This window comes from Pseudoalteromonas sp. 20-92 (genome assembly GCF_030847595.1).
GTDB classification, from domain to species: Bacteria; Pseudomonadota; Gammaproteobacteria; order Enterobacterales; family Alteromonadaceae; genus Pseudoalteromonas; species Pseudoalteromonas fuliginea.
On the sequence record NZ_JANJGQ010000021.1, the window covers coordinates 1 to 24,066 of the forward strand.

At 37.0% G+C, this 24,066-nt stretch carries 22 protein-coding genes; 1 reads left to right on the forward strand and 21 read right to left on the reverse strand.

Translation table 11 applies throughout. The annotated features are described in order from the left end of the window. The first annotated feature begins 133 nt into the window (after positions 1-133). Positions 134-586 (forward strand): transposase, encoded by a 453-nt coding sequence (locus NRL14_RS15785; protein WP_096792452.1) that lies wholly within the window; start codon positions 134-136, stop codon positions 584-586. A 347-nt stretch (positions 587-933) separates the two neighbouring features. Here NRL14_RS15785 and galU read toward each other — a convergent pair whose 3' ends face one another. The 21 genes from galU to NRL14_RS15890 form a co-directional block, all read right to left on the reverse strand. Then, positions 934-1,824, reverse strand: coding sequence for a UTP--glucose-1-phosphate uridylyltransferase GalU (gene galU / locus NRL14_RS15790; RefSeq protein ID WP_306725104.1), 891 nt, complete (start codon positions 1,822-1,824; stop codon positions 934-936). Positions 1,825-1,993: 169 nt separating this feature from the next. Then, the gene (locus tag NRL14_RS15795; RefSeq protein WP_033038770.1) at positions 1,994-2,998 is read right to left on the reverse strand and encodes an NAD-dependent epimerase; all 1,005 of its coding nucleotides are present in this window, start codon (positions 2,996-2,998) and stop codon (positions 1,994-1,996) included. Between the two features lie 588 nt (positions 2,999-3,586). Continuing rightward, on the reverse strand, positions 3,587-4,753 hold the full coding sequence (locus NRL14_RS15800) for a nucleotide sugar dehydrogenase (protein WP_306725105.1): 1,167 nt from the start codon (positions 4,751-4,753) through the stop codon (positions 3,587-3,589). Positions 4,754-4,906: 153 nt separating this feature from the next. Beyond that, on the reverse strand, positions 4,907-6,862 hold the full coding sequence (locus NRL14_RS15805) for a nucleoside-diphosphate sugar epimerase/dehydratase (protein WP_033038764.1): 1,956 nt from the start codon (positions 6,860-6,862) through the stop codon (positions 4,907-4,909). A gap of 204 nt (positions 6,863-7,066) precedes the next feature. Further along, positions 7,067-8,242 carry a DegT/DnrJ/EryC1/StrS aminotransferase family protein gene (locus NRL14_RS15810; protein ID WP_306725106.1) on the reverse strand — a complete coding sequence of 392 codons (1,176 nt, stop codon included), beginning with the start codon at positions 8,240-8,242 and terminating at the stop codon, positions 7,067-7,069. Beyond that, positions 8,236-8,889, reverse strand: a complete 654-nt coding sequence (locus tag NRL14_RS15815) for an HAD family hydrolase (RefSeq protein ID WP_050482435.1) — start codon at positions 8,887-8,889, stop codon at positions 8,236-8,238. Before NRL14_RS15815 ends, NRL14_RS15810 begins: the two co-directional genes overlap by 7 nt. Then, complete coding sequence (locus tag NRL14_RS15820; protein ID WP_033038761.1) at positions 8,882-9,844, reverse strand: ATP-grasp domain-containing protein; 963 nt, start codon at positions 9,842-9,844, stop codon at positions 8,882-8,884. The genes NRL14_RS15815 and NRL14_RS15820 overlap by 8 nt, the downstream gene beginning before the upstream one ends. Continuing rightward, on the reverse strand, positions 9,834-10,454 hold the full coding sequence (locus NRL14_RS15825; RefSeq protein ID WP_157600361.1) for a sugar transferase: 621 nt from the start codon (positions 10,452-10,454) through the stop codon (positions 9,834-9,836). The genes NRL14_RS15820 and NRL14_RS15825 overlap by 11 nt, the downstream gene beginning before the upstream one ends. Position 10,455: 1 nt before the next feature. Beyond that, positions 10,456-10,932 (reverse strand): DapH/DapD/GlmU-related protein, encoded by a 477-nt coding sequence (locus NRL14_RS15830; RefSeq protein ID WP_050482434.1) that lies wholly within the window; start codon positions 10,930-10,932, stop codon positions 10,456-10,458. A 1-nt stretch (position 10,933) separates the two neighbouring features. Beyond that, a complete protein-coding gene (locus NRL14_RS15835) occupies positions 10,934-12,094 on the reverse strand; it encodes a glycosyltransferase family 2 protein (RefSeq protein WP_306725107.1) in 1,161 nt (386 codons plus the stop codon). 1 nt (position 12,095) lies between these two features. Continuing rightward, on the reverse strand, positions 12,096-13,238 hold the full coding sequence (locus tag NRL14_RS15840; RefSeq protein WP_033038760.1) for a hypothetical protein: 1,143 nt from the start codon (positions 13,236-13,238) through the stop codon (positions 12,096-12,098). Positions 13,239-13,249: 11 nt separating this feature from the next. After that, positions 13,250-13,933 carry a hypothetical protein gene (locus NRL14_RS15845; protein ID WP_306725108.1) on the reverse strand — a complete coding sequence of 228 codons (684 nt, stop codon included), beginning with the start codon at positions 13,931-13,933 and terminating at the stop codon, positions 13,250-13,252. A gap of 8 nt (positions 13,934-13,941) precedes the next feature. Beyond that, positions 13,942-14,712 (reverse strand): DUF6492 family protein, encoded by a 771-nt coding sequence (locus NRL14_RS15850; RefSeq protein WP_033038756.1) that lies wholly within the window; start codon positions 14,710-14,712, stop codon positions 13,942-13,944. Next, a complete protein-coding gene (locus NRL14_RS15855) occupies positions 14,709-15,434 on the reverse strand; it encodes a hypothetical protein (RefSeq protein WP_033038754.1) in 726 nt (241 codons plus the stop codon). The genes NRL14_RS15850 and NRL14_RS15855 overlap by 4 nt, the downstream gene beginning before the upstream one ends. Before the next feature lie 108 nt (positions 15,435-15,542). Beyond that, entirely contained in the window at positions 15,543-16,514 is a 972-nt protein-coding gene (locus NRL14_RS15860; protein ID WP_306725109.1) for a GDP-L-fucose synthase, read from the reverse strand. A 4-nt stretch (positions 16,515-16,518) separates the two neighbouring features. Further along, positions 16,519-17,652 (reverse strand): GDP-mannose 4,6-dehydratase, encoded by a 1,134-nt coding sequence (gmd, locus tag NRL14_RS15865; protein ID WP_033038750.1) that lies wholly within the window; start codon positions 17,650-17,652, stop codon positions 16,519-16,521. A 63-nt stretch (positions 17,653-17,715) separates the two neighbouring features. Continuing rightward, on the reverse strand, positions 17,716-19,128 hold the full coding sequence (locus tag NRL14_RS15870) for a phosphomannomutase (RefSeq protein WP_033038748.1): 1,413 nt from the start codon (positions 19,126-19,128) through the stop codon (positions 17,716-17,718). A gap of 3 nt (positions 19,129-19,131) precedes the next feature. Beyond that, positions 19,132-20,541: a mannose-1-phosphate guanylyltransferase/mannose-6-phosphate isomerase gene (locus NRL14_RS15875; RefSeq protein WP_033038746.1), complete on the reverse strand. Its 1,410-nt coding sequence runs from the start codon at positions 20,539-20,541 to the stop codon at positions 19,132-19,134. A gap of 38 nt (positions 20,542-20,579) precedes the next feature. Continuing rightward, positions 20,580-21,050, reverse strand: coding sequence for a GDP-mannose mannosyl hydrolase (locus NRL14_RS15880; protein ID WP_033038743.1), 471 nt, complete (start codon positions 21,048-21,050; stop codon positions 20,580-20,582). Positions 21,051-21,363: 313 nt separating this feature from the next. Continuing rightward, positions 21,364-23,616, reverse strand: coding sequence for a polysaccharide biosynthesis tyrosine autokinase (locus NRL14_RS15885; protein ID WP_306725110.1), 2,253 nt, complete (start codon positions 23,614-23,616; stop codon positions 21,364-21,366). 15 nt (positions 23,617-23,631) lie between these two features. Beyond that, the gene (locus NRL14_RS15890) at positions 23,632-24,066 is read right to left on the reverse strand and encodes a low molecular weight protein-tyrosine-phosphatase (protein ID WP_306725111.1); all 435 of its coding nucleotides are present in this window, start codon (positions 24,064-24,066) and stop codon (positions 23,632-23,634) included.

Here is a 24,066-nt window from a genome sequence, read left to right on the forward strand (position 1 = left end):
TAATGCTTAAAAAGCGAGGTGTAAAACCTCACCTACAACATACACCAATCCGTAGGTGCGAATTTACTTCGCGCTCACTCATCTTAAAAATTTCTATATTTCTGCTACCTTTAAATAAAAGGGATCAATAAAAATGCATCGTTCCGATTTATTAAGAAAAGGCAGAGTATCGTTAATAAATCGATTTTACTCTATTACATTGGTAGCACATAAAAGAGAAAATAAGTTTATCTCTATAGATATTAATCGTTTAATTACTAAAGAAATGAAAAATATAGAAGATCAAAAAGCGGCTAAAACAATAGCGTTTGTAATTATGCCAAATCATGTGCATTGGTTAATTCAATTGGGAAATGAAAAATCCCTATCGGATGTAATTAAATCTTTTAAAGGCCGCTGCTCCAAAACTATACGCGATCGTTTAGGGGTACAAAAACTATGGCAACGTAACTACTACGACCATATGATTAGAAATGAGGATGATTTACTTAATAACGCTAGGTATATAATTGCAAACCCTTTAAGGGCTAAAATCGTCGATAAAGTTGCTTCGTATCCCTACTGGGACTGTATTTACATAAAGTAAAAAGCGAGGTGTAAAACCTCACCTACAACATACGCCAAACCGTAGGTGCGAATTTACTTCGCGCTCATACACCGTAGCTTTAATGTATAAAAGCGAGGTGTAAAACCTCACCTACAACATACACCAATCCGTAGGTGCAAATTTACTTCGCGCTCATACACCATAGCTTTAATGCCAAAAAGCGAGGTGTAAAACCTCACCTACAACATACACCAAACCGTAGGTGCGAATTTACTTCGCGCTCATACACCATAGCTTTAATGCTTAAAAAGCGAGGTGTAAAACCTCACCTACAACATACGCCAACCCGTAGGTGCGAATTTACTTCGCGCTTTGTAACTAGATTATTAATTTTCTCCGTTCATAAGTATATTTAAATGCTGAGTAAACTCTTTTCCTAGCTTTGCGTCACGCATACCGTACTCAACAATCGCTTTTAAATAACCTAACTTATCGCCACAATCGTGTGAGCGCCCGCTCATATGGAATGCTTCAACCGTTTCTTGTGTCATTAATGCATCAATAGCGTCAGTTAATTGAATTTCGTCACCAGCGCCTACAGGTGTTTTAGCCAGTAATGGCCAAATATTTTTACTTAATACATAACGCCCAACTACCGCAAGGTTTGAAGGTGCTATATCTGCCGGCGGTTTTTCAACCATGGTTTTAATTGCTGCGCTCATCCCTGGGGTAAGTTGCACGCCATTAATATCAGCAATCCCATACTTGCTTACATCTTCCTGTGCCACAGGTTCTAGCATAATCTGGCTTGCTTGAGTTTCGTTAAAGCGCTTGATCATCGCGGCTAAGTTTTCAGCTTTTTGATCAGCCGTGTAGGCATCGAGTATTACATCAGGGAGTAGCACAACAAAATCGTTATTACCTACAATTGGCTTTGCACATAAAATTGCATGCCCTAGCCCTTTAGCCTCACCTTGGCGTACACTCATAACCGTTACGTCTGTTGGGCAAATTGAGCGGATTTCGTCAAGCAGTGCGCGTTTAACACGTTTTTCGAGGGTGGCTTCTAGCTCGTAGCTTGTATCAAAGTGGTTTTCAATCGCATTTTTTGAGCTGTGTGTAACTAACACTATATCTTTAATACCTGCGGCTACACATTCACTAACAATATATTGAATCAGAGGTTTATCAACTATTGGCAGCATTTCTTTAGGAATTGCTTTGGTCATTGGTAACATGCGAGTGCCAAGGCCGGCAACTGGAATAACAGCTTTCATGAGTAATCCTTTATTTATAAATTAATTATTTTTAAGTTAACAGGTAAAAAGTAGATGAGGGCTGAATAAGTAATCAAAAACCTGTTGTTAGTAAAAAACGATCCTATTAAAAACAAAAAACACCGTTTTAAACTAAAACAGTGTTTATTTTGTAAGCGGCTAATTACTTTTATTTATAAAAATCTTTATACCACTTAATAAGCTCGCTTACACCTTGCTTAACACCTACTTGTGCTTTATAGCCTGTTGCATTAAATAAGTCTGTAGTATCAGCATAAGTTTTATAAACATCGCCGGCTTGCATTTCGCGGAAGTTCTTTTTAGCTTCTATACCTAACTCAGCTTCAATAGCTTCAATAAACTTCATTAGGTTTATTGGGCTACCGTGACCAATGTTATACACCGCATAAGGAGCAGAGCTAGAAGCTGGTGAACCGCTTTCAACTCTCCAATCTGGGTTTGCGACAGGGATAACATCGGCAGCACGAACAACACCTTCAACAATGTCATCTATGTAAGTAAAGTCACGCCACATATCGCCGTTGTTATTTATATCAATAGTGTCGCCGGCAAGTATTTTTTTAGTAAAAATATACGGTGCCATATCTGGGCGACCCCATGGGCCATAAACGGTAAAAAAGCGTAAGCCTGTTGTAGGTAAGCTATATAAATGAGAATAGCTATGTGCCATTAGCTCATTCGCTTTTTTAGTTGCGGCATAAAACGACACGGGGTGATCAACACTATCGGTTGTTTCAAACGGTGTTTTTTCGTTTAAACCATAAACTGAGCTAGAAGAAGCATAAACTAAGTGTTTAACTTTATTATTACGACATCCTTCAAGCACATTTAAATGCCCGACTAAATTTGAATCAGCGTACGCGTCAGGATTCTCTATTGAATACCTTACACCGGCTTGCGCTGCTAAGTGAATTACTTTATCAAACTGATGCGTTTCAAATAATTCGCCCATTGCTGGGCGCTCACTTATATCAAGCTTAATAAATGTAAATGCTTCATTGCTTTCAAACTGCGCTAATCGAGCTAGCTTTAAATTTACATCGTAATAGTCGTTAAGGTTATCAATACCGACTACTACATGACCGGCCGCTAACAATTTTTGGCATGTTGCCGCGCCAATAAAACCAGCAGCGCCCGTTACTAAATATTTCATAAACACCTTAATTCTGAAATTTAAGCCGCATTTATTTCACAAACAGAAGTAAATGGGGATATATGAGTAGATATCTAAATAGCTACTTTTACATAGTACGACAAAGTACTTTCTAAACATTTTATGAATAAATTTACTCAATCCTTTTGCACAAGATAAATTTCACGAAAGAGCAAAGTGAATATTCTCAAATAATTGTTTTTAATTCTCTAAAGCGCAGCACCCCTTAACCTCTTAGTGAATAAATGACTTAAAAACCTTATTGCACAAAGAGAAGCAAAAGAGGAGTAAATGAGAAGACATTTTAAAGCATATAAATGACGAGCTTTGCTCGTCACGCCAGCAAGCTGTGCGTCTACAAGTAAATTTAACCACGGTGTAAATTTTACCGGTAGGCGTAGAACTTGCTCACGCGAAAGCTCAGCTTTTAATATTTATAACTAATATATTACCTACTTTTGGCTTCTCTAAAGCGCAGCGCCCTCTAAACCTCTTTGTGAATAAGTTACTAAAAACTCAGTAACACAAAACATTCTGAAAACACTACTCAGGCTTAAACACTACTAATAGCATATACCTATTTGTTTACTAATCACTACCAAACAAGTCGCGAGTATAAACTTTGCCTGCAATATCACTCAGCTCTTCAACCATACGGTTAGATACAACAACGTCAGATATTTGTTTAAACTCATTTAAATCTTGTATTACACGAGAGTGATAAAACTCATTTTCTTCAAGTACTGGCTCGTATACTACAACCTCAATACCTTTGGCCTTAATGCGCTTCATAATGCCTTGAATAGCTGAAGCTCTAAAATTATCAGACCCTGTTTTCATTACTAAACGATACACACCAACTACCTTAGGGTTGCGCTTAATGATTGAGTCGGCAATAAAATCTTTACGTGTTGTGTTTGCATCAACAATTGCACCAATAATGTTGTTTGGTACATTTGCATAGTTTGCACGTAGTTGCTTAGTATCTTTTGGTAAGCAGTAACCACCGTAACCAAACGAAGGGTTATTATAATGGTTGCCGATACGTGGGTCTAAACTCACACCTTGAATAATTTGTTTACTGTTTAAACCATGTGCTTCAGCGTAGCTGTCTAGCTCATTAAAATAAGCTACACGCATTGCTAAGTAAGTGTTTGAGAATAACTTAATAGCTTCGGCTTCTGTAGAGTCAGTAAACAATACTTCAATATCTTTTTTTATAGCGCCTTGCTTAAGTAAGTTAGCAAACACGCTTGCGCGCTCACTTTGCTCACCCACTACAATACGCGATGGGTATAAGTTATCGTGTAGTGCTTTACCTTCGCGTAAAAATTCTGGCGAAAATATTAAATTACTAATGCCCAACGTCTCTTTAATATTTTGCGTAAAACCAACTGGAATAGTTGACTTAATCACCATAACCGCATTTGGGTTATGCGCTATCACATCTTTAATTACAGCTTCTACTGAGCTTGTATTAAAATAGTTATTTTCAACGTCATAATCGGTAGGGGTAGCTATAATTACAAAATCAGCGTTTTTGTATGCTGCTGCTTTGTCGGTAGTTGCTGTAAAATTTAAGTCACTACGTGTTAAAAACTCACTAATTTCGGTATCAACAATGGGCGATTTTTTATTATTTAATAGTGCTATTTTTTGCTCATCAATATCTAGCGCCACCACTTCATTGTGCTGTGCTAATAGCATAGCGTTAGAAAGCCCTACATAACCCGTACCTATTACAGCAACCTTCATATTAATCCTTTAAGATTATTCATAATTAATAAGTAATTCTACCAGAGCCACAGCCCAATACGAATAATTAAAAACTATAAACTAGAAAATGCAAAATAGAAGCCTGCTAGTATTAGCCTGTACGTAGATTGGCTTTATTAAGCATGTATACAGTTAACTCTTTAAATTAACTATATTATCTAACTTGGTACTTGTAATTGATTTTTCAGTTTTTGCATTCCAAACTAAATCGCATATGCCATCAGTAGGATTAAAACCTGTTGGCGCATCTAACAATAATTGGCGAATTGTTTCGTGATCAAAATTATGGCATGCAATATCTAATGCTTCTATAAATACATTAAGCTCAGCCAATGGAAGCATGACTTCATTGGCGGTCATTATGCGCTCATGGGTTGTTTCACCCACGTTATCGCCAATTAATAGTTCTTCATAAAGCTTTTCGCCTGGGCGAAGGCCTGTGCACTTTATTTCAATGTCGCCATGTGGATTAGTGTCACTTTTAACCTCAAAGCCAGAAAGGCGCACCATTTTTGTAGCAAGGTCTTTAATTTTAACAGAGTCGCCCATATCGAGTACAAATACGTCGCCTCCTTTTCCCATTGCGCCAGCTTGTATTACTAATTGGGCAGCCTCAGGAATCGTCATAAAAAAGCGTGTTATATCGGGGTGTGTGAGCGTTATTGGGCCGCCCTCTTTTATTTGCCTGCGAAATAGCGGCACAACCGAGCCACTAGAACCTAGTACATTACCAAAGCGGACCATACAAAAACGTGTTTTATGCTTTACGCCTTGCTCTTGCGCTAAGCCCTGCAGCACTAACTCAGCCATACGCTTAGTTGCGCCCATCACATTAGTTGGCCGTACCGCTTTGTCGGTAGAAATAAGTACAAAATTTTCAACTTTAGCATTTACAGCAGCTTTTGCGGAATAATAAGTACCAAACACATTATTGCGTACACCTTCGACCACGTTATGCTCAACTAAAGGCACATGCTTATAGGCTGCGGCATGGTAAACTGTTTGAACTCCAAAGGCTTTCATTACCGTTTCAAGGCGGTTAATTCGTTGCACAGAGCCCATAATAGGTATTAGTTCTAGTTCTAGGGCATTATTGCAAATGTATTCGTTGAGCTCTTTTTCAATTGAATATAAGGCAAATTCACTTTGCTCAAATAAAATTAATTTAGTTGGTTTTTGCTTAACTATTTGCCTACAAAGCTCCGACCCAATAGAGCCACCCGCACCAGTTACCATAACCACTTTTTTAGCTATATTGTCGGTCATTAAATCTATTTTTGGAGCTACAGGGTCTCGGCCTAATAAATCTTCAACGCCGACATCTGTAATTTCGGCAAGTTTAGCCTTACCTTCAACTATATCGGTCATACCGGGGATTGAAAGTACTTTAATTGTTAATGGCTCTAATTGCGCGAGTATTTCTTTTCGGCGGGCACGGGTAGCACTCGGTAATGCTAGTAATACCTTACTAACTTTACGTTTAGTGCTTAGCTCATAAATGCCTTTAAACGCAATAACAGGTACTCCCTGAATTATTGATCCATGCTTTGTTACATCATCGTCAATAAATGCACTAACAAAGTACTCAGGCCCAGCACCTAAAGCAGTTGCTAACTGACGCCCAGCAGCGCCCGCACCATAAATAATAATGGACTCTTTTTTACTTGTGGTCATTTTACCAATAATGGCACGCACCAATACACGGGCCCCACCCACTGTTAGTAAACACAACCAAGCAAATATAAAGGGCATAGTACGTGGTATATTTATACCCATAAAAAAAGCAATTAACACCAAGCTAACCGTAGTTATTACCGTACCTAGCACTATCGCCCAAATGGCTTGAGAGTTCATGTACCTAAGCACAGCTCGGTACAAACCTAAACTTATAAACGTATATAAACTAACTGGTATTAGTAGCGCTAAAAGGAGCCAATTATCTAAACGTTGCAGAGGCCCAAAGCTATCGAGCCTAACAATAAGTGCTAGCCAAAAAGCAATCACAATAAATAACGTATCAATAAACAGCGTAATAATTCTTTTTTTAGCACGTGATGCATTTAAAATAGAGTGTATAAAACTATCCACTGACAGTTCCTTTTATAATTAGAGTTCTACAAACAATTGTTATCACGAGTACTTTTTAGCGATTAGCCAAAACAATATATATAATATAAAGAGCAGTGAATAAGAGCAAATCAGAGGCCGCTAAAACTCTATACAGCTTTCATTTTTAAAGCGTAGCGACCTCTTTACTTATTTGTAATTTTTTACTTAAGTGATTATATAACCCTATTTTGCTGCGAGACTAAATACTTCTTTGATTACTTGGGTTGTTTTGGCTATTTCGGTTTCAGTCAGCGTTGGATGTACTAAAAACATCAGTGATGTTTCGCCAAGCTCTACTGCATTTGGTAAGCGTTTTTTTGGGCGCCATGGTGTGTTGTCAAACGCTTTTTCAAGATAGACTTCAGAACAACTCCCTTGAAAACACGGTACGCCGCGTTCAACAATCTCGTTAACTATACGGTCACGGTCCCAACCTTCGGCTAATTGCTCAGGCTTAACAAACATATAATGCTTATATTCAGCATGTTCGCTGTACTCTGGCACTGTAACTAAACGAATGCAGTCAAATTCACCTGCGGCTTTATTAAGCTCATCACCATATGATTGACGTGTCATAGTCCAGTCACTCATACGCGTTAGTTGTATACGGCCTAATACGGCTTGCATTTCGGTCATACGCCAGTTAGTGCCAAAGCTTTCGTGTAGCCATCTAAATCCAGGTGGATGTTCACGATTATAAATTGCATCAAAGCTTTTACCGTGGTCTTTATAGCTCCACATTGCTGACCATAACTCTTTTGAGTTAGTGGTTACCATGCCGCCTTCTCCACCCGTGGTCATAATTTTATCTTGGCAAAAGCTCCAAGCTCCCACGTGGCCAATACTGCCCACTGAGCGGCCTTTATATTTAGCACCATGCGCTTGGGCACAGTCTTCAATTACATAAAAGCCATGCTCTTTACTTAATGCCATTATTAAGTCCATTTCAGCAGGCATACCCGCTAAATGCACAACAATAACCGCTTTAGTCTTTGGTGTAAGTACAGCTTTAATACTCGCTGCCGTAATTGATTGGCTATTTAAGTCAACATCAGCAAATACAGGGGCAGCGCCCGCAGTAACAATACTTGAGGCAGACGCTAAAAATGTACGAGGCGTAGTTATTACTTCATCGCCAGCGCCTACATTTAAAGCTTTAAGTGCAAGATCAAGTGCCAAAGTGCCATTACCCAATGCAATTGCGTATTTACTCTCAGACCAAGTAGAGAATTCTTTTTCAAATTCGCGGCCTTCATAACCAGTCCAATAGTTTACTTTATTTGACAAAACTACACGACCAACAGCATCAGCTTCTTCTTGAGTGAAGCAAGGCCAAGGAGAAAATGGGGTATTTAACATGTTAAGCCTTTAAATTGATCTAACCAAATGTTAGCTGCTTGAGTATAATCGCTAGTCAAAGGATGAACTCGTGTATTTATATTAATTATACCTATAGAGTCCCATCCTAATTGATTAGGGGCAATAAAATCTTTTGTGGGGTTATCTGCAACGTACACTATAGATTTATCAGGATGCAAACGTTGAATGGCAATAAATGAATCTGGCTGAGGTTTTCCTACACCAACCTCTTCAGATATATAAATCGATTCAAAGAAAGTTTCAATTTCTAAAGACGATATTTTTAATCGTTGAGTTATACCTCTACCATCGGTAATCAAATACATCGGTATATTTTTACTCCTTAATTGCTCAAGGATAAAGATTACGCCTTCATGTAATTTAATATTAGGGGTGTGGTACCTATAAGCTAATATTAAATGTTCCTTAAGTGTTTTTGGTAAACTATGCTCTTCAATAACGTAAGAGAAAACATCTGGAACTTTCGTTTTTACAGCTTCTATAAATGTTTTATAGGTAACTTTTGAATATAACCTTTCAATTAACTCTGATAAAAAGTGATATCCAGATAAAACGTAATCCAATTCAGAATAAAGAGTATCGTCTAGGTCAAATACGACCACATCAAAATTTGAAAGATCAGCCATTCGAAACTAAAACCTCAGCATCATAACGTAGCATCACCAACTGGTCTTCCCAATCATCTGTATAATTTAATTTTTCGTTTAAAAAAACTTCTCTTAATAAAAACTCAGGGTATCTTGCGCCAGCTGCATTACTAAGAGGAAACCCACCACCAAACCTAGGGTTAATTTCTATACCATAGATTTGATCTGTTGTTTTTGACTTAAAAACTTGTAGGGTTAAACAACCAAAAGCTGTTTTTAGTTTCGACATCGGTTCTTTAAGTAAATTTACCAGTGCTTTATTAGTGCGCCCCTTACTGATTTCCCCACCTCTAACTTCAACTCTTTCTCTGGGTACCATACAAATAAGCTCACTACTTTGAGTAAAATAAACATCAACTGTATATTCATCAAAAGCTTTATCAGAAACTATTTCCATGTACATCATTTCTGATTTTGGAACATCCCAGGCATCAAGTTCATCTTGTGATTGTAAAATACGAATATTTTGACTTAAACTTCCCGATATTGGCTTTGAAAAGCATGGAAATGCTATGTTGTTTAGTGAATAGGTAACAGGAACAGGAAAGCCAATTTCATTAAATAAATCATGGGTTAGTCTTTTATCCCTACAAGGGACAACTAGCTCACTATCAGATACAACGATTGTGATCCCTAGGTCTTTAAACTCTTGCTTATGTCTAGCAAGTTTTAATAGTTCAGTATCAATTGTTGGTACAACCAATTTTATTGATTCTTTAAAGCAAAGGCTTTTTAATTCACCAATGTACTCATCGTTAAGTACGTGTGGCAATACAAAGCTTTTACACAAAACATTACAAGCTGCTGACATATTCGGATTCATATCAGCACCAAAAACTTCACCATCAACACCTAGGTCTTCAATAGCCTTATCAAATGCTCGCACTAGTGACACTCTCCTTCCAGCTGAAAGTACAAGTACATTATTTTTCATCTTTTTTTCCTGTATTATTATCACTGCCAGTAAAAAAAGGCATGGTTACATGATCATCTGCTGTAATACCTTCTTTAATAAATACTTTTTTTACTGTCAACAAGAGTATTTTCAAATCAAGCCAAAAGCTTTGGTTGTCAACATACCAAACATCATACATAAACTTATCTTCCCAGCTTATAGCATTGCGGCCATTCACTTGCGCCCAACCGGTAAGTCCTGGTTTAACATTATGGCGCCTAGCTTGTTCTGGGCTATACAGCGGTAAATAATCTACCAACAGTGGTCTTGGTCCTACCAAACTCATATCACCCTTGAGAACATTCCATAAGCCAGGTAATTCATCAAGGCTCGAGCTTCTTAATTTGCGTCCAAAAGGAGTTAATCTTTCACTGTCAGTTAAATGAACATTATCAGCATCAATAGCATCGCGCATTGAACGAAATTTGAGCATTTTAAACGTTTTACCTTTCAAGCCAGGCCTTTGTTGTTTAAACAATATTGGTGTCCCGAGGTTTGTAGCCACTTTTCGACTGACAAAAAACATAACTGGTGATAATAAAAGCAAAGCAAAAAAGGAAGCAACTATATCAAAACAACGTTTTATCATACTATGTACTCGAACTTTTAATTTGTTTAATTACTACGGCCGGAATTCCCGCCAAGATAACGTCAGAATCATCAAATGATTTTGTAACTACTGCACCTGCGGCCACAATAATATTGGAACCAGATAAATGAACACCTGGCATGATTTTAGCCCCAGCGCCAACCCAGACGTTATCATTAATGATTACATTTGAATCTTTATGATAATCTTTTGTCCTGTTTTCTTTTAAAAACTCGTCAATAGCTATTTCACTAGACAAAATCATAGCTCCAGCAGATAAGGTAACATTCCTTCCTAATTTCACCCCTCCTCTTGCATTAATATAACAATAGTGATTAATACGTAAACCAGATAATGCTGAAAAATTTTGCGGCGAAACAATTGTAAAATCTCCATACACCCTTAAGTAAGACAAAGGAATTTTAAATATAAGCGAATAATATAAGCTCCTCACAGCTGTGAGTATTTTATTAACCATCTTATTTCCTGGTCGATTGAGGACTTAACCAAAAAGGCTTTATTTTATTTGTTACTGCATTATAGAGCCCGACCAAGGTAGCTAAATGGAATAAGTTGAAATAGTAAAGTTGATAGCCTTTAGAGCCTAAAATCATTTTTTTCCCTAAAATTACCGCTACATAAAAAAGCAATTGAGTAACAATAAATATATTAAAGACTACCGAACTACCATCGTAACCTCGTAATAAAGTTAAAATAGATATGAACAAAATAATAGCCTGAATTAAGCCTGCTGAATATCTTAGAAATCTATGTGAGATCATGAAAATAGAGTAAGAAAGGCCAACCTTAAAAGGGTTAAAAACATCTGGATTTTTGTACATAAAGTGCCATGCTCTGCCAAACATTCTCACTTTACGTGAATACTCGTCACTGGTTGTTTCTCCAGCTTTCTCATAAGCTAAAGCTTCAGGATTGTAGACAGAACGCAACCCTTTCTTAACAACCATGGATGGGAACACAATATCGTGACTATACAACGGATCAATAGCTTCGTAACAACTTCTTTTTATTGCGTAAACAGCACCATTCCCTGCCGTAATGCTAGACAAAGAGCTTTCTAGTTTTCTGAGCATTAGCTCGTATTTCCAATATAGGCCCTCAGAATGACTAACATGATTATCATCAGTATTTATGTAGCATAGTTTGCCAGAAACATGTCCTACATCAGTAAAAGCTAAACTTTTAACTAAATTTTCAACTGTATCTTCTTCCCAAATAGTATTGGCATCACAAAATGCAATAACGTCAGAGGTAATAGTCTCACAGGCTTCGTTATGAGCATTAGCGCGACCTTTTCTATCTTTAGTCTGTACAATTCGTACACCTGATTCTTTATACTTCTCAGCAATTTCAATAGTAGTATCTGTAGAGTGATCAGAGGCAACTACTATCTCAAAGTTAGCTCTAGAATAATTCTGTTTTAAGCATGATATTATTGTTTTTTCTATTACTTTTTCTTCATTATGAGCCACAATTACAATAGATACTGATGGGGCGTAATTATCATCTATGGGTTCCTTTCTATTTACCTTAAACTTGCTCAAAACAACTAGGTATATTGGGTATAAAAAATAACACCACAATAACAAAAAAACCATAAAGCACAAAAGTATAAACATTTTATTTAACCCTTAATCTCAATAAACTAACTAATGAATAGATAAGAAAAGCAATTATAATTGCATAATTAATTTTCAAAAAATATGTAATGTCTTCAATCATCATAGCGAACATATAAAAAGACAGAATGATACTTAAAAAATTAATGAATAAATTTGATGAGCAATATGCTCTTTTTAGAAAGAACAAAAATAAAGTTATAAATAAAACCGTAAAAACCCACCCTAAATAGCCAAATATGTTAAATAATAGCAATGGCGCAGGAACAGCGACACCCGTATAATTATGTATAAAAGGCATATTCGTTGATATGTTCGGTATTTGGGTTACTAAACTTTCTTTGAAGCATTCCATGGAACATGCTGTGAATTCATTTAAGATTGGAATTACAGCACCTACTTTACTAATATCTAAACTATAGCCAGAGTCGTAAACTAAAAACCTGTGTGCAACCCTGCCTGCTGCATGCAATAAAACCTCAAAAACTGATGACTCTCTTACATCCTCATTTAAAAAAAGTTTGAAGGATATTAAAAACAAACAGAGCAGAACTAAGACAAAAATCGATCTAAATTTGAGACCATTTGACATAAATATTCTGATGATAAGAAAAAAGCAAATTGATAGTAAATATATTCTTAAGCCCAGTATATAACTTGTGATGAATGCTAGTCCTAAAATTACGTAAAAACTTAGACCAAGCTTATTATTTTTAATTAGCATCACTGCGAGCATGAATGGAACTACTTGCGTCATGCCCGCCGTATATAAGCCACTCCCACTGTAATAGCCATTACGATACTCTTCTGCAAAAAAAACAACATAGGCAAGGCTTGGAATATGCTTTAAAACAAATACAATAAATACACAAAAAAAGAATAAACTAAGAATTAAAAAAGCGATATCGTTTATTGAATCAGTACTATTTTTTACAGCTTCAATATGTTCATTGTCGTAAGTTAGTAACCCCAGTTGCCTAGCAAAAAATAGAGCAACAATTAAAGCGGTACATTGTGAGAAGATAAATAGTGCTAAGTCCACTTTATTTTCAACTAAGTCATTTAAAAACAACAACTCTATTGCTGGAAAAAAAACCATAAATAATGACATCATACTCAAAGCAATAATTACTCTTATATTCAAGCTAACCAACCTTAAATGAAAATGCTAACAGCTAAAAATAATAAAAAAGCTGCTAATGAAGAAAATAATCGAACAAGTAGAAGCTCATTATAAACACTTAATATTAGGTTTCTATACATGCCTAACTTAGCAAGTTTTGGATCAACGAATAAGGTTAATACCAAGGTATTAACCCCATTAAAAACAGATGATAAGCCTAGGATAAAACCTCTATTTTCAGGGTAAGTATTCAAGAGTATAATTATAAATGGCCATGCCAAGTAGTAAGGAATGTAGGATAAAAAAACGACTATATATAAACCTTTGAACTTCTTGGCGGTTCTTAATCTTGAATCCGTCCTAGGTATATTATTAACAAACTTAACTTTTTTAAAGTATGATCCATGTACCTCAACCCGCTTAAGTAAAGTTAAAAATATTTTTTCTACTTCAACCCTAAAGATGAATAATAGAAACAACATAGAGGGTAAAAGTAAAAAGCTTAAGGTAATCGAATAACTATTAGAGTAAATGCTTCCCGTGTCTGATAATGCACCGATTAATGGCATAAACATGAAAATTAATGCTCTTGACAATAAGCCTAAAGAGCTCTGGAGTATTAACCCTGATGCAGCATTATTAATCGCATAGCCTGATTTTCTTGAAATAGATGTTGAGGCTTCAATACAAAAAAGAAAAGAAAGAAGTAAAAACAATAACGCGATCACCCTAATTGCTTCCCGAATAAATATAAAGTTTTTGCGCGTAGATGCCGTAAGAAACCTGTTTTATGATGACTTTCAAAAGCTAGCAAATCAAATTTTTTTAGTCCGTTAACTATAGAGTCGTTAATACAATCCATTCTGCGGAACACTTTAATTTGATGGACCGGGTAGGAAAATCGATTCACTGCAAAACTGCCGTAAAGTTGGTACTCACTAAACTGTACATTTTCATTTGCTTTTAATATATCTAAAATGGCATCAACCCAAAATTTATTAAACTTTGCCTCAATTTCATAAATAAGTTTTTCTAATATATTTCTATTAAAAACCATCTCATTGGTCACATATGAAGGTTCTTCGAAAGAATCGAGACTTAATATTAATTTATTAAAATCAGTGTATTTATTTTCAGCAAGCTTACCTGTTGTGCTTATAGAGTCAGTTTTGAATGTATCTCTCTTTACAACGCTATCACCATCTATTATATAAACATTTTCATATCCTAGATTAAGGCAAACATGTAATTTAAGAAATTGTTGGTAATACCAGCCAACACGGAGGTTAGTATTTTTTAATTTTTCTGAAAAACTCTCAAAATCAAAGAAACTTTGATCATCGAGTATATTTATCTTATCTAAATTAATATTTTCTGAATCAGGAGTTACTAAGTAGGTACTATAACCTTTAAACTCCTCACATAAAAAACTAATCAACCTTTCATCACATTCTTTCGCAATAACCACAACAGCCGATTTTTTCATAGTATTCATTTAACACAACCTCTCTTAAAAGTATAAGCAGCTTTAATAACTTCATACTTTATTAGCTGTAGCATACTAAACGACTTTCTTTGCGGTGAAATATTGTAGCCAGCCTTAACTAATTTATTTTTAACTACTGGGTTCCACTTACCTTTTACAACACCATTTAAATAAGAAAACCCTGCTTTTTTGGTAGAATAAAAATGAGGCAAATCTCGGCACCTGTTATTCCCTTTCGTTTCAAATTCCCATGCATTTTCAGAGTCAACTAAAAGTGACCTTAGTACTTCTACATTCCATAATGAAAACACAGTCGCATTCCGGTATTCAGTAGATAGATTCTTTTTTAATATTTCTCTCGTAAACTCTTGCTTTGCCCCAACTGACTTGGTGAACTGCAAATAGTCAACATTATTATCTAATGCCCATTGGCATTGACGCATAATAAAACTATTATCAACTTTTTTATTTAAAAACAAGTCATCGAATGTCAATAAAACATATTTAGCATTTATCTTATCCAAAGATTTTAAAATATTATCCGACCAAGATTTCTCTTTACCAATTTGTAGCGGTCTAAATAAATCACTCTCAAAGCTTCTATGATTACTAGTCAAAAAAATTGGGAAGTCACAGTCATTCCAATAGCATTTATAAGCCTCTTCCAATGGTTCCCATAAGTCATTCGCGCCATCATATGTTGATATTAAGACCGCAACATTATCTTTCATTTAAATTTCACTCTATTAATTATTCAACTAAATTAACTGTCGACACACTACTTGAATCCAATGAACGCTAAAAGCGTCAAAGTAGTTTCCTATCTTTAACCTAGCAACCTAGTTGCGGTAATTATTTCTTTGTTTCAAGAACCAGTCATATGTTGTCTTGAGTCCATCTTCCAATGAAACCTTAGAGTACCAGCCTAAAGAGTTTATCCGTTCCACATTCATCAATTTACGAGGTGCACCGTCAGGCTTACTAGTATCGAACTTTATTTGACCTTCAAAACCAACCACTTTAGCAACGGTCTCAACTAATTCGCGGATAGTACAATCAACTCCTGTCCCCACATTAATGTGGCTCAACATAGGTTCAGTATTTTCATCATATGTTGTTTTAGCTAGGTTCATTATATGAATTGATGCATCCGCCATGTCGTCAACGTATAAAAACTCACGCATAGGTTTACCACTACCCCATGCGACGACTTCTGTGTCCCCGTTTAATTTTGCTTCATGAAAGCGGCGTAATAATGCGGGAATAACATGGCTATTTTCAGGGTGGAAATTATCATTCGCACCATATAAGTTAGTTGGCATTACACTGCGGTAATCTCTACCATATTGTCGATTATAACTCTCACACAACTTAATACCGGCTATTTTAGCAATAGCATAGGGTTCGTTGGTTTCTTCTAATGTGCCTGTAAGTAATGCAGTTTCCTGCATTGGTTGCTCTGCCAATTTAGGATAAATACATGATGAGCCTAAAAATAGTAATTGCTGAATATTAGCTAAATGTGCACTGTGAATAATATTACATTGAATCATTAAATTTTCATAAATAAAATCGGCTGGGTAAGTATTATTGGCAACAATACCGCCAACCTTCGCTGCAGCTAAATAAACTTGTTCAATTTTTTCATTTTGGAAAAAGTCAACAACTGCTTGCTGATTAGTTAAATCTAATTCAGATCGCGTACGCGTTATGATATTTGTATGACCATTTGCTTCTAGCTGACGAACAATTGCCGATCCAACCATGCCGCGATGACCCGCGACAAATATTTTACAATTTAAGCCTGACATATTGTTAACCTTGATTTTCTATAGAAATAGCTACGTTATGACCATGTGCTTTTAAGATCGCATGTTGTTTAGCTTTATTTAAATCATTTTCAACCATTTCCGCACACATCTTTTCAACTGTGATTTGTGGTACCCAACCCAATTTTTCTTTTGCTTTAGTAGGGTCACCTAATAAAGTTTCAACTTCTGCAGGGCGGAAATAGCGAGGATCAACTTTAACAATAACATCACCTACGCTTAAAGCTGGAGCATTATCACCAGTGATAGCGGTTATAGTCGCTATTTCTTCAAGACCTTCGCCTGAAAACTGAAGTTCTATACCTGCTTCTTTAGCTGATAGCTTTACAAATTCGCGAACAGAAATTTGCTTACCTGTTGCAATTACAAAATCGTCTGCCGTTTCTTGCTGTAACATCATCCATTGCATACGGACATAGTCTTTGGCATGACCCCAATCACGTAAGGCATCCATGTTACCCAAATATAAGCATTTCTCTAAACCTTGTGAAATATTAGCAATAGCGCGAGTGATTTTACGTGTTACGAAGGTTTCACCGCGACGAGGTGATTCGTGATTAAACAAAATACCATTACAAGCATACATACCATAAGATTCACGATAATTTACCACTATCCAATAGGCATACATTTTAGCTACTGCATAAGGTGAGCGAGGGTGAAACGGCGTTGTTTCTTTTTGCGGTATCTCTTGTACTTCACCATACAGTTCAGATGTTGAAGCTTGATAAAACTTTGTCTTTCTCTCTAGGCCTAAAAAGCGAATTGCTTCTAATAAACGTAAAGTCCCCATAGCATCAACATCAGCGGTATATTCCGGGCATTCAAATGAAACGGCTACATGAGATTGTGCACCTAAGTTGTAAACTTCATCAGGCTGCACATCTTTTATTATACGCGTTAGGTTTGATGAGTCAGTCAAATCACCGTAATGTAGGAAGAACTTTTGATTTTTTTCATGGCTATCTTGATAAATATGATCTACACGTTCAGTATTCAACGATGATGCTCTGCGTTTTATACCATGAACTTCATAGCCTTTTTCTAACAATAGCTCGGCTAGGTATGAACCATCTTGCCCTGTTACACCGGTTATTAAAGCTACTTTATTCTCTTTCATTACTTAATTCCTTTATCGACGGCTAAATTTTAAAATCTAGTCACTTTATATGCTTATATTAAATTATAAATGCTGAACTTTTTCTAAACTATTTGAAACCAATTGAGTCGCTTTTAAGTATGTATCGGCTTCAGCATAACAGCGTAATTCAGGTGCGTTCCCTGATGGACGGAGGTGAATAATTTGACCATCGAGGAATGTTATTCTTAGACCATCAATAGTGTTCACATTTTCAATTGTAAAATCCTTAAAGCCTATTGCTGCTAATAGTTTTTCTGGTTCTTCCGTCGCTTCAATTATAATTTTATTGCTTTTATTGGTTGAGAAATTTTTGATTCGATCACTCGCCGTAAAGCGCTTTGGTAATTTTAACTGGATAGTCGCTATGCTATCTGGTTGAGCTAGCAATGTTAATACTGGCAATAAAGCATCTCGCGTTGGCAGTGCAGTTAGTAATTTACCATTAACTTCTATATTTGAACCCAGTAAATAACCACCGTTCGCTTCAAAACCCGCAACACGGGTAAAACTTTCTCTCAATTTAGAGAACTCTGCGATTACATATGGCGAACCTATTTTTGTTCGCGTTACATACTTAAAACTTTCGGACTTCTCAATTGCTGTATTACAGCTAACTGGTACAGCCAACGCTTCGATATTAAGTAACTGACTTGTGAGTAACCCGAGCGTATCACCACTTAACCAATTACCATTCTCATCAGCTAGAAGCGGGCGGTCCCCATCACCATCAGTTGAGAATATTGCGTCAAAGTTATATTTTTTTGACCAATCCAATGCTTTTTTTCGGTCTTCTGCAGAAACTGCCTCAGTATCTATTGGTACGAATATATCACTTCGTTCTAAGCTTTTAACTTCAGCTCCTAAACTTTCAAATAGCACTTTATAAATATCACGACCCGCGCTTGAGTGCTCATAAATGCCTATTTTTTTTCCAGCAAGTACATCGTGTCTAAAGAGCTCGCTGTAGCGTTGTATGTAGGCTTTTTTGGCTGCATCACTTTTATTTAGATCTTTTAGGTTTTCATTTAACCCTGTAAATTCTATCGTGGCACCTAGAATAGCTTGCTCATCGGTTTTGCTTATTTCCCCATCAGGTCGGTAAAACTTTAAGCCGTTTCGGTCAAAGGGTATATGACTTCCTGTAACCATTATAGATGGAATATTATCCTTCATTGCTTGATGAGCGAGTGCTGGTGTAGGTATGACTCCGTAGTAGACAACATTTAAATCAAGTTGTTTCAAACCTTCTGCACACGCTTGTGCCATTGCGTAACTGCTTGGACGATTGTCAATAGCGATAGCAACAGTATCAAAACCAAATTCCATATCAATTGACTTTATAAACGCGATTGAAAAAGCTGCGCAAACGTCAGGAGTAAAGTCCGCAACTAACCCACGCGCTCCACTTGTACCAAAAGCAATACCACTTTGTTCAATTACGATATTAGTATTCATAATTTACCCTTCCACTCTGCCATAGCGATCTTCAAAACGTACGATATCGTCTTCACCAAGGTAAGAACCTGACTGTACTTCAATCAATTCCAAATCAACTTTCCCTGGATTTTCAAGGGCATGTACTGCGGTAATAGGAATATAAACTGACTCATTTTCTGTCACAAACTGCTCTGTGTCGTCAATTTGTACTTTAGCTGTACCTGATACAACTATCCAATGTTCTGCACGGTGGTGGTGCATCTGTACTGAAAGTTTAGCCCCTGGTTTTACTGTTATACGTTTAACCTGAAAGCGCTCACCACTGTCGACTGAATCATATTTACCCCAAGGGCGGTATACTTCACGATGCATGGTTGCTTCTGAACGATTTTCAGCTTTTAATTGCTGTACGATCGATTTTACATGTTGTGATTGATCTTTGTGTGCTACAAGTACGGCATCTTTGGTGTTTACTATGACTAAGTTTTCAACACCTACGGTGGCAACAAGTTTGTCTTCACCAAATACAAGTGTATTTTTTGTATCGACTGCTTTTACATCGCCTTTGAATGCGTTACCGTTTTCGTCTCGCGCAGACACTTCCCAAAGTGCAGCAAAACCGCCTACATCACTCCAGCCTGCATCCATAGGAACTACAACTGCATCTTTTGTGTGTTCCATTACCGCATAATCAATCGATTCATCTGGGCATGCTTCAAACTCTGTTTTATCCACTCGTATAAAATCTAAATCATTACTTTGAATTTTTATCGCTTTTTCGCACGCTTCATAAATATCCGGACGAAACGTTTTAAGCTCATTTAGGTAGCGACTTGCTTTAAATAAAAACATACCGCTGTTCCAGTAATAATCTCCACTTGTGATATATCTTTCTGCTGTAGCTACATCTGGTTTTTCGACAAAGCTATTTACAACAAAGCCCGTTTGATATCGCTCACCGCGCTTGATATAACCGTACCCTGTTTCAGGTTTGTTACCAATAATTCCAAATGTAACTAATTTATCTTGCAAGGCAAGTTCTGCCGCTTGATTAACGCTGTGCTGAAATGAGGCGATATCTTCTATTACATGATCAGCTGCTAGCACTAAAAGTAGTGGGTCTTCGCCCATCTCAATGGCCTTGAATGCGGCAAGTGCGATTGCAGGTGCCGTGTTGCGACCTACTGGCTCTAGAAATATACCAGAGTGCTCAGCACCTAACTGGCGAAGCTGTTCTGCTGCAATAAAACGATGCTCTTCATTACAGATCAACATTGCTGGGCTATGGTTTAAACCATTTAAGCGATTTAAGGTATTTTGCAGCATTGTATGCTGGCCGCTTAACTTTAAAAACTGTTTTGGGTAGTTGCTACGTGAAAGTGGCCATAAGCGTGTACCCGAACCGCCAGCCATAATTACTGGTGTGATCATAAATATTCCATATAAAAATTAATTAAACTTGATTAGGTCTAGCAAAATGCTTTATCGGCTTCTTTCTCTTCTTGAAAGTACCATTTAGAGTGAAGGTGCACATTTTTATCCTGCAACAGTTTATCCTCTTCAAACCATTTATAATTCGAATGTTGTTCAGTAGGTAATGAGCTCAAGTCGCAGTCCAATAATATTTCATAAGCTAGTACTATATAATGTGTTCCAAAACTTTCACCTGATACGTTATCATCGTATAAATGTTGGTATACACCTTTAAAGCTAGAGCTAATCAGAGCAGAGTTAAGTTCCGCTTTAATTAATCGAGCAAAAGCTACTTCAAGTGCTTCACCTTTTAACACTCGACCCCCTGGGACAAACCAAAAGCCTTGTGCAGGTTTATTCAATCTCTCACCTAACAGGATATTACCATCGCGATTTCTAACGATTAAATCTATCGAAATTAGAGGCGTTAACTCTACTATTTTTTTAAAGTCGTTTAGTGAAAGCATAAATTCAGTTTACTTATTCTATTTAATCAGCCTATTGCTGATTTTGATACAACCAAAAGGTCAAACTTTATATCGAAATCCGCATATTTAAGAAGGTAGAAATAACGAATAAGACTATAATAATGGAATAATGCAAGGATTAGAAAATGCATCTTTTCAACTTAGTATCTCAGTGATCATTTGACCCACTGAGACACTTTTTTCTAAATTGGGACAGTCAATTTTGACTATCTTATTGTAATACCTTGTTTTTATACTTTTTATAAAAAGTGCCCAATAGGCCCTTTATATTTTAATAATAAAGAGTTAAAAATTATTTATCACTTTTGTATTCGTAGTTGTAGTAGCCATAATACCCATAGGCGTTACTCGCTTTTTTAACTACGCCGTTAAACACCAAGCCTTTCACGTCTATGCCATTTTGTTCAAAGCGATTACGCGTTAGTTCTATTTCACGCAAATGGTTTTGACCAAAACGCGCTACAAGCAAGGTTGTACCGGTATGGGCACTTACAATGGCTGGGTCGGTTACTGCCAATATTGGCGGTGTATCTATAATTACTATGTCGTAAGCTGCACTAACTTCTGCAACTAATTCACTAAAGTTACTATGCATTAATAACTCAGAAGGATTAGGTGGTACTTGCCCTCGAGTTATAACACTTAAGCCATCAACCTTGGTCGGTTTAGTAACTTGCTCTAGGTTTAAACGGCCAGATAGGTAGTCACTTAGGCCATTATCCCACTTTAAGCCAAATTGGGTTTGTAAGTAGCCTTTACGCATATCGGCATCTATAACCAATACCTTTTTGCCACTTTGAGCCAGTACAGCCGCTAAATTTACTGATACAAACGATTTACCTACGCTTGGGCTTGGACCCGAAATTGCAATAATGTTATTTTTAGATTCCATCATCGCAAAGTGTAAGCTAGTACGCAGGCTGCGTAGTGCCTCAATAGCTAAATCGGCGGGGTTATCGAGTGCAAGTATCGACTTAGGTTTATTTACTTTATTTTTGCGTACCTTTGCGGTAAAGCCGCTTAGTTTATCTTGGTAATCTGAGTGCGGTACACTTGCGTAAACAGGTATACCCAAGGCTTCTATTTCAGCTGGGTCTTCTACCCCTTTATGTATGGCTTTTTGTATAAGTACAATAGCTATAGCCAACATGCCACCTAGCATAGTTGCCATTACAACAATTAATGCTTTTTTAGGTTTTACGGGTTTGCTGGTATTTACTTCTGCGTAGTCAATTACTCGTACATTACCCACAGTGCCTGCACGTACTATATCAAGCTCCTGTGTTTTACTAAGTAATAGTGTGTAAATTTGGTTACTTACTTCAACATCACGCTTTAAGCGTAGTAGCTCTTGTTGAGTTTCGGGCAGGTTACCTACCTCACCAATTAGCTCGTCTTTTTGCTTATTTACAGCCGCTACTTGCTCAATAATACTTTGATATGCGGGATGGTCCTTTTTAAATTTGCGCCCTAGCTCTAAGCGTTTTAAATTAAGCTCTTGTAGTTTAGTTTCAAGCTTTACAACTTGCTCAAGCACGCCTTGGGTCTCTAATGTTATATTTATTGATTGGCGTTTTATTTGGTAATCGTTAAAGCGTTGCTCGGCAAACTCAAGTTGTTTTTTTATCTCTGGTAATTGCACTTCTAAAAATTCGAGTGACTTTTGCGCCTCTGCGCTGCTACGCTCAACATTACGGCGTACATAAATAGCTGCCACTTTATCTAGCACTTTTTCGGCATAACTTGGTTTAGTACTTTGTAAGCTTAAGTTAATGATGCCTGAGTCTTTGCCTTTTTCACTTGCACCGATCTCTGCTTGAAGGTCTAAAATAGTATTTAGGCGATCTTTACGGGTAATTATAAACTCGGTACCTGGGCGTGCATTTAAACTGCGTATGGTTAAGTTAAATTTACCATTAGTGAGTTCTTCACCTACTTTGCCACTTAATATTTGTTCGCCATTATCATTTATTAGCACAACACCGTTGTTATTTTGCACTATAAGCGTAAATTCTTGCTCTATAGCGGTACGTGGTACATCAAACCTAAATACGTTTATGCTCTCTCCACCCCAGGCGTAGCTGTTAGCGCCAAAACTTGGCTGGGCTAAATCGCCCTCTTCCATTGGGGTATATTTACGGTAAGCGCGGCTACCTATAAACGGGAATAACTTAGGCTCTGCTGTTACATCAAGTTTTAATGTATCTACCGCTTCACCTATAATACTGCGCGACTTTAATAGCTCAATTTCTGTTACCGCAGCCGATGTACTTTCAAACATGCCTGCCATGTCGTCAAAGCCTGGGACTGAGCCACCGCCATCTTCAACTTGTATCATAGCTGTTGCTTGGTACACTGGCGTGCTTAACACGGCATATACAACACCTATAAACATAAATAGTGCGGTAATTCCCACTATAAAGTATTTTCGGTCGAGCAATGTACCTAATAATGCCATTAAATCAATTTCTTGCGATGGCTGTGCTGTGTTATTGGTGTTTTTATTATTCGCGCCATTAGCGCTGTTATTCGGCTGAGCATTCATTAAATTAGCCATTCCTTATAAATACTTTTGCCAAGCGCTACACGCGCTATCGATTAATGTATAAACGTGCTCAAAAGCCTCTTGGCTTTGGCGGTATGGGTCGGGTATTTCGGCGTTATTAATCCATTTCCCTAGTAAAAAGGTTTTACCGCGCGCTTCAGGATAACGCGCATGTACGTCGTTTAAATGGCGCTCTTCCATCACTAGTATTACGCTGTTTTGCGCTACTAAGCTTGATGTAAGCTGCTGCCCTTGGTGAGCATCCATATTAACGCCATGTGCGAGTGCTATTTGTTTGGATTTTGCATCTGCTGGTTTGCCTTCAAGCGCTGTTAAACCCGCTGATGATACTTTAATATTTTTACCTTCGAGTTTTGCTTTTAATACATACTCACCTGTTGGGCTACGGCAAATATTACCGGCACACACAACTAAAACAGAATCAAACAT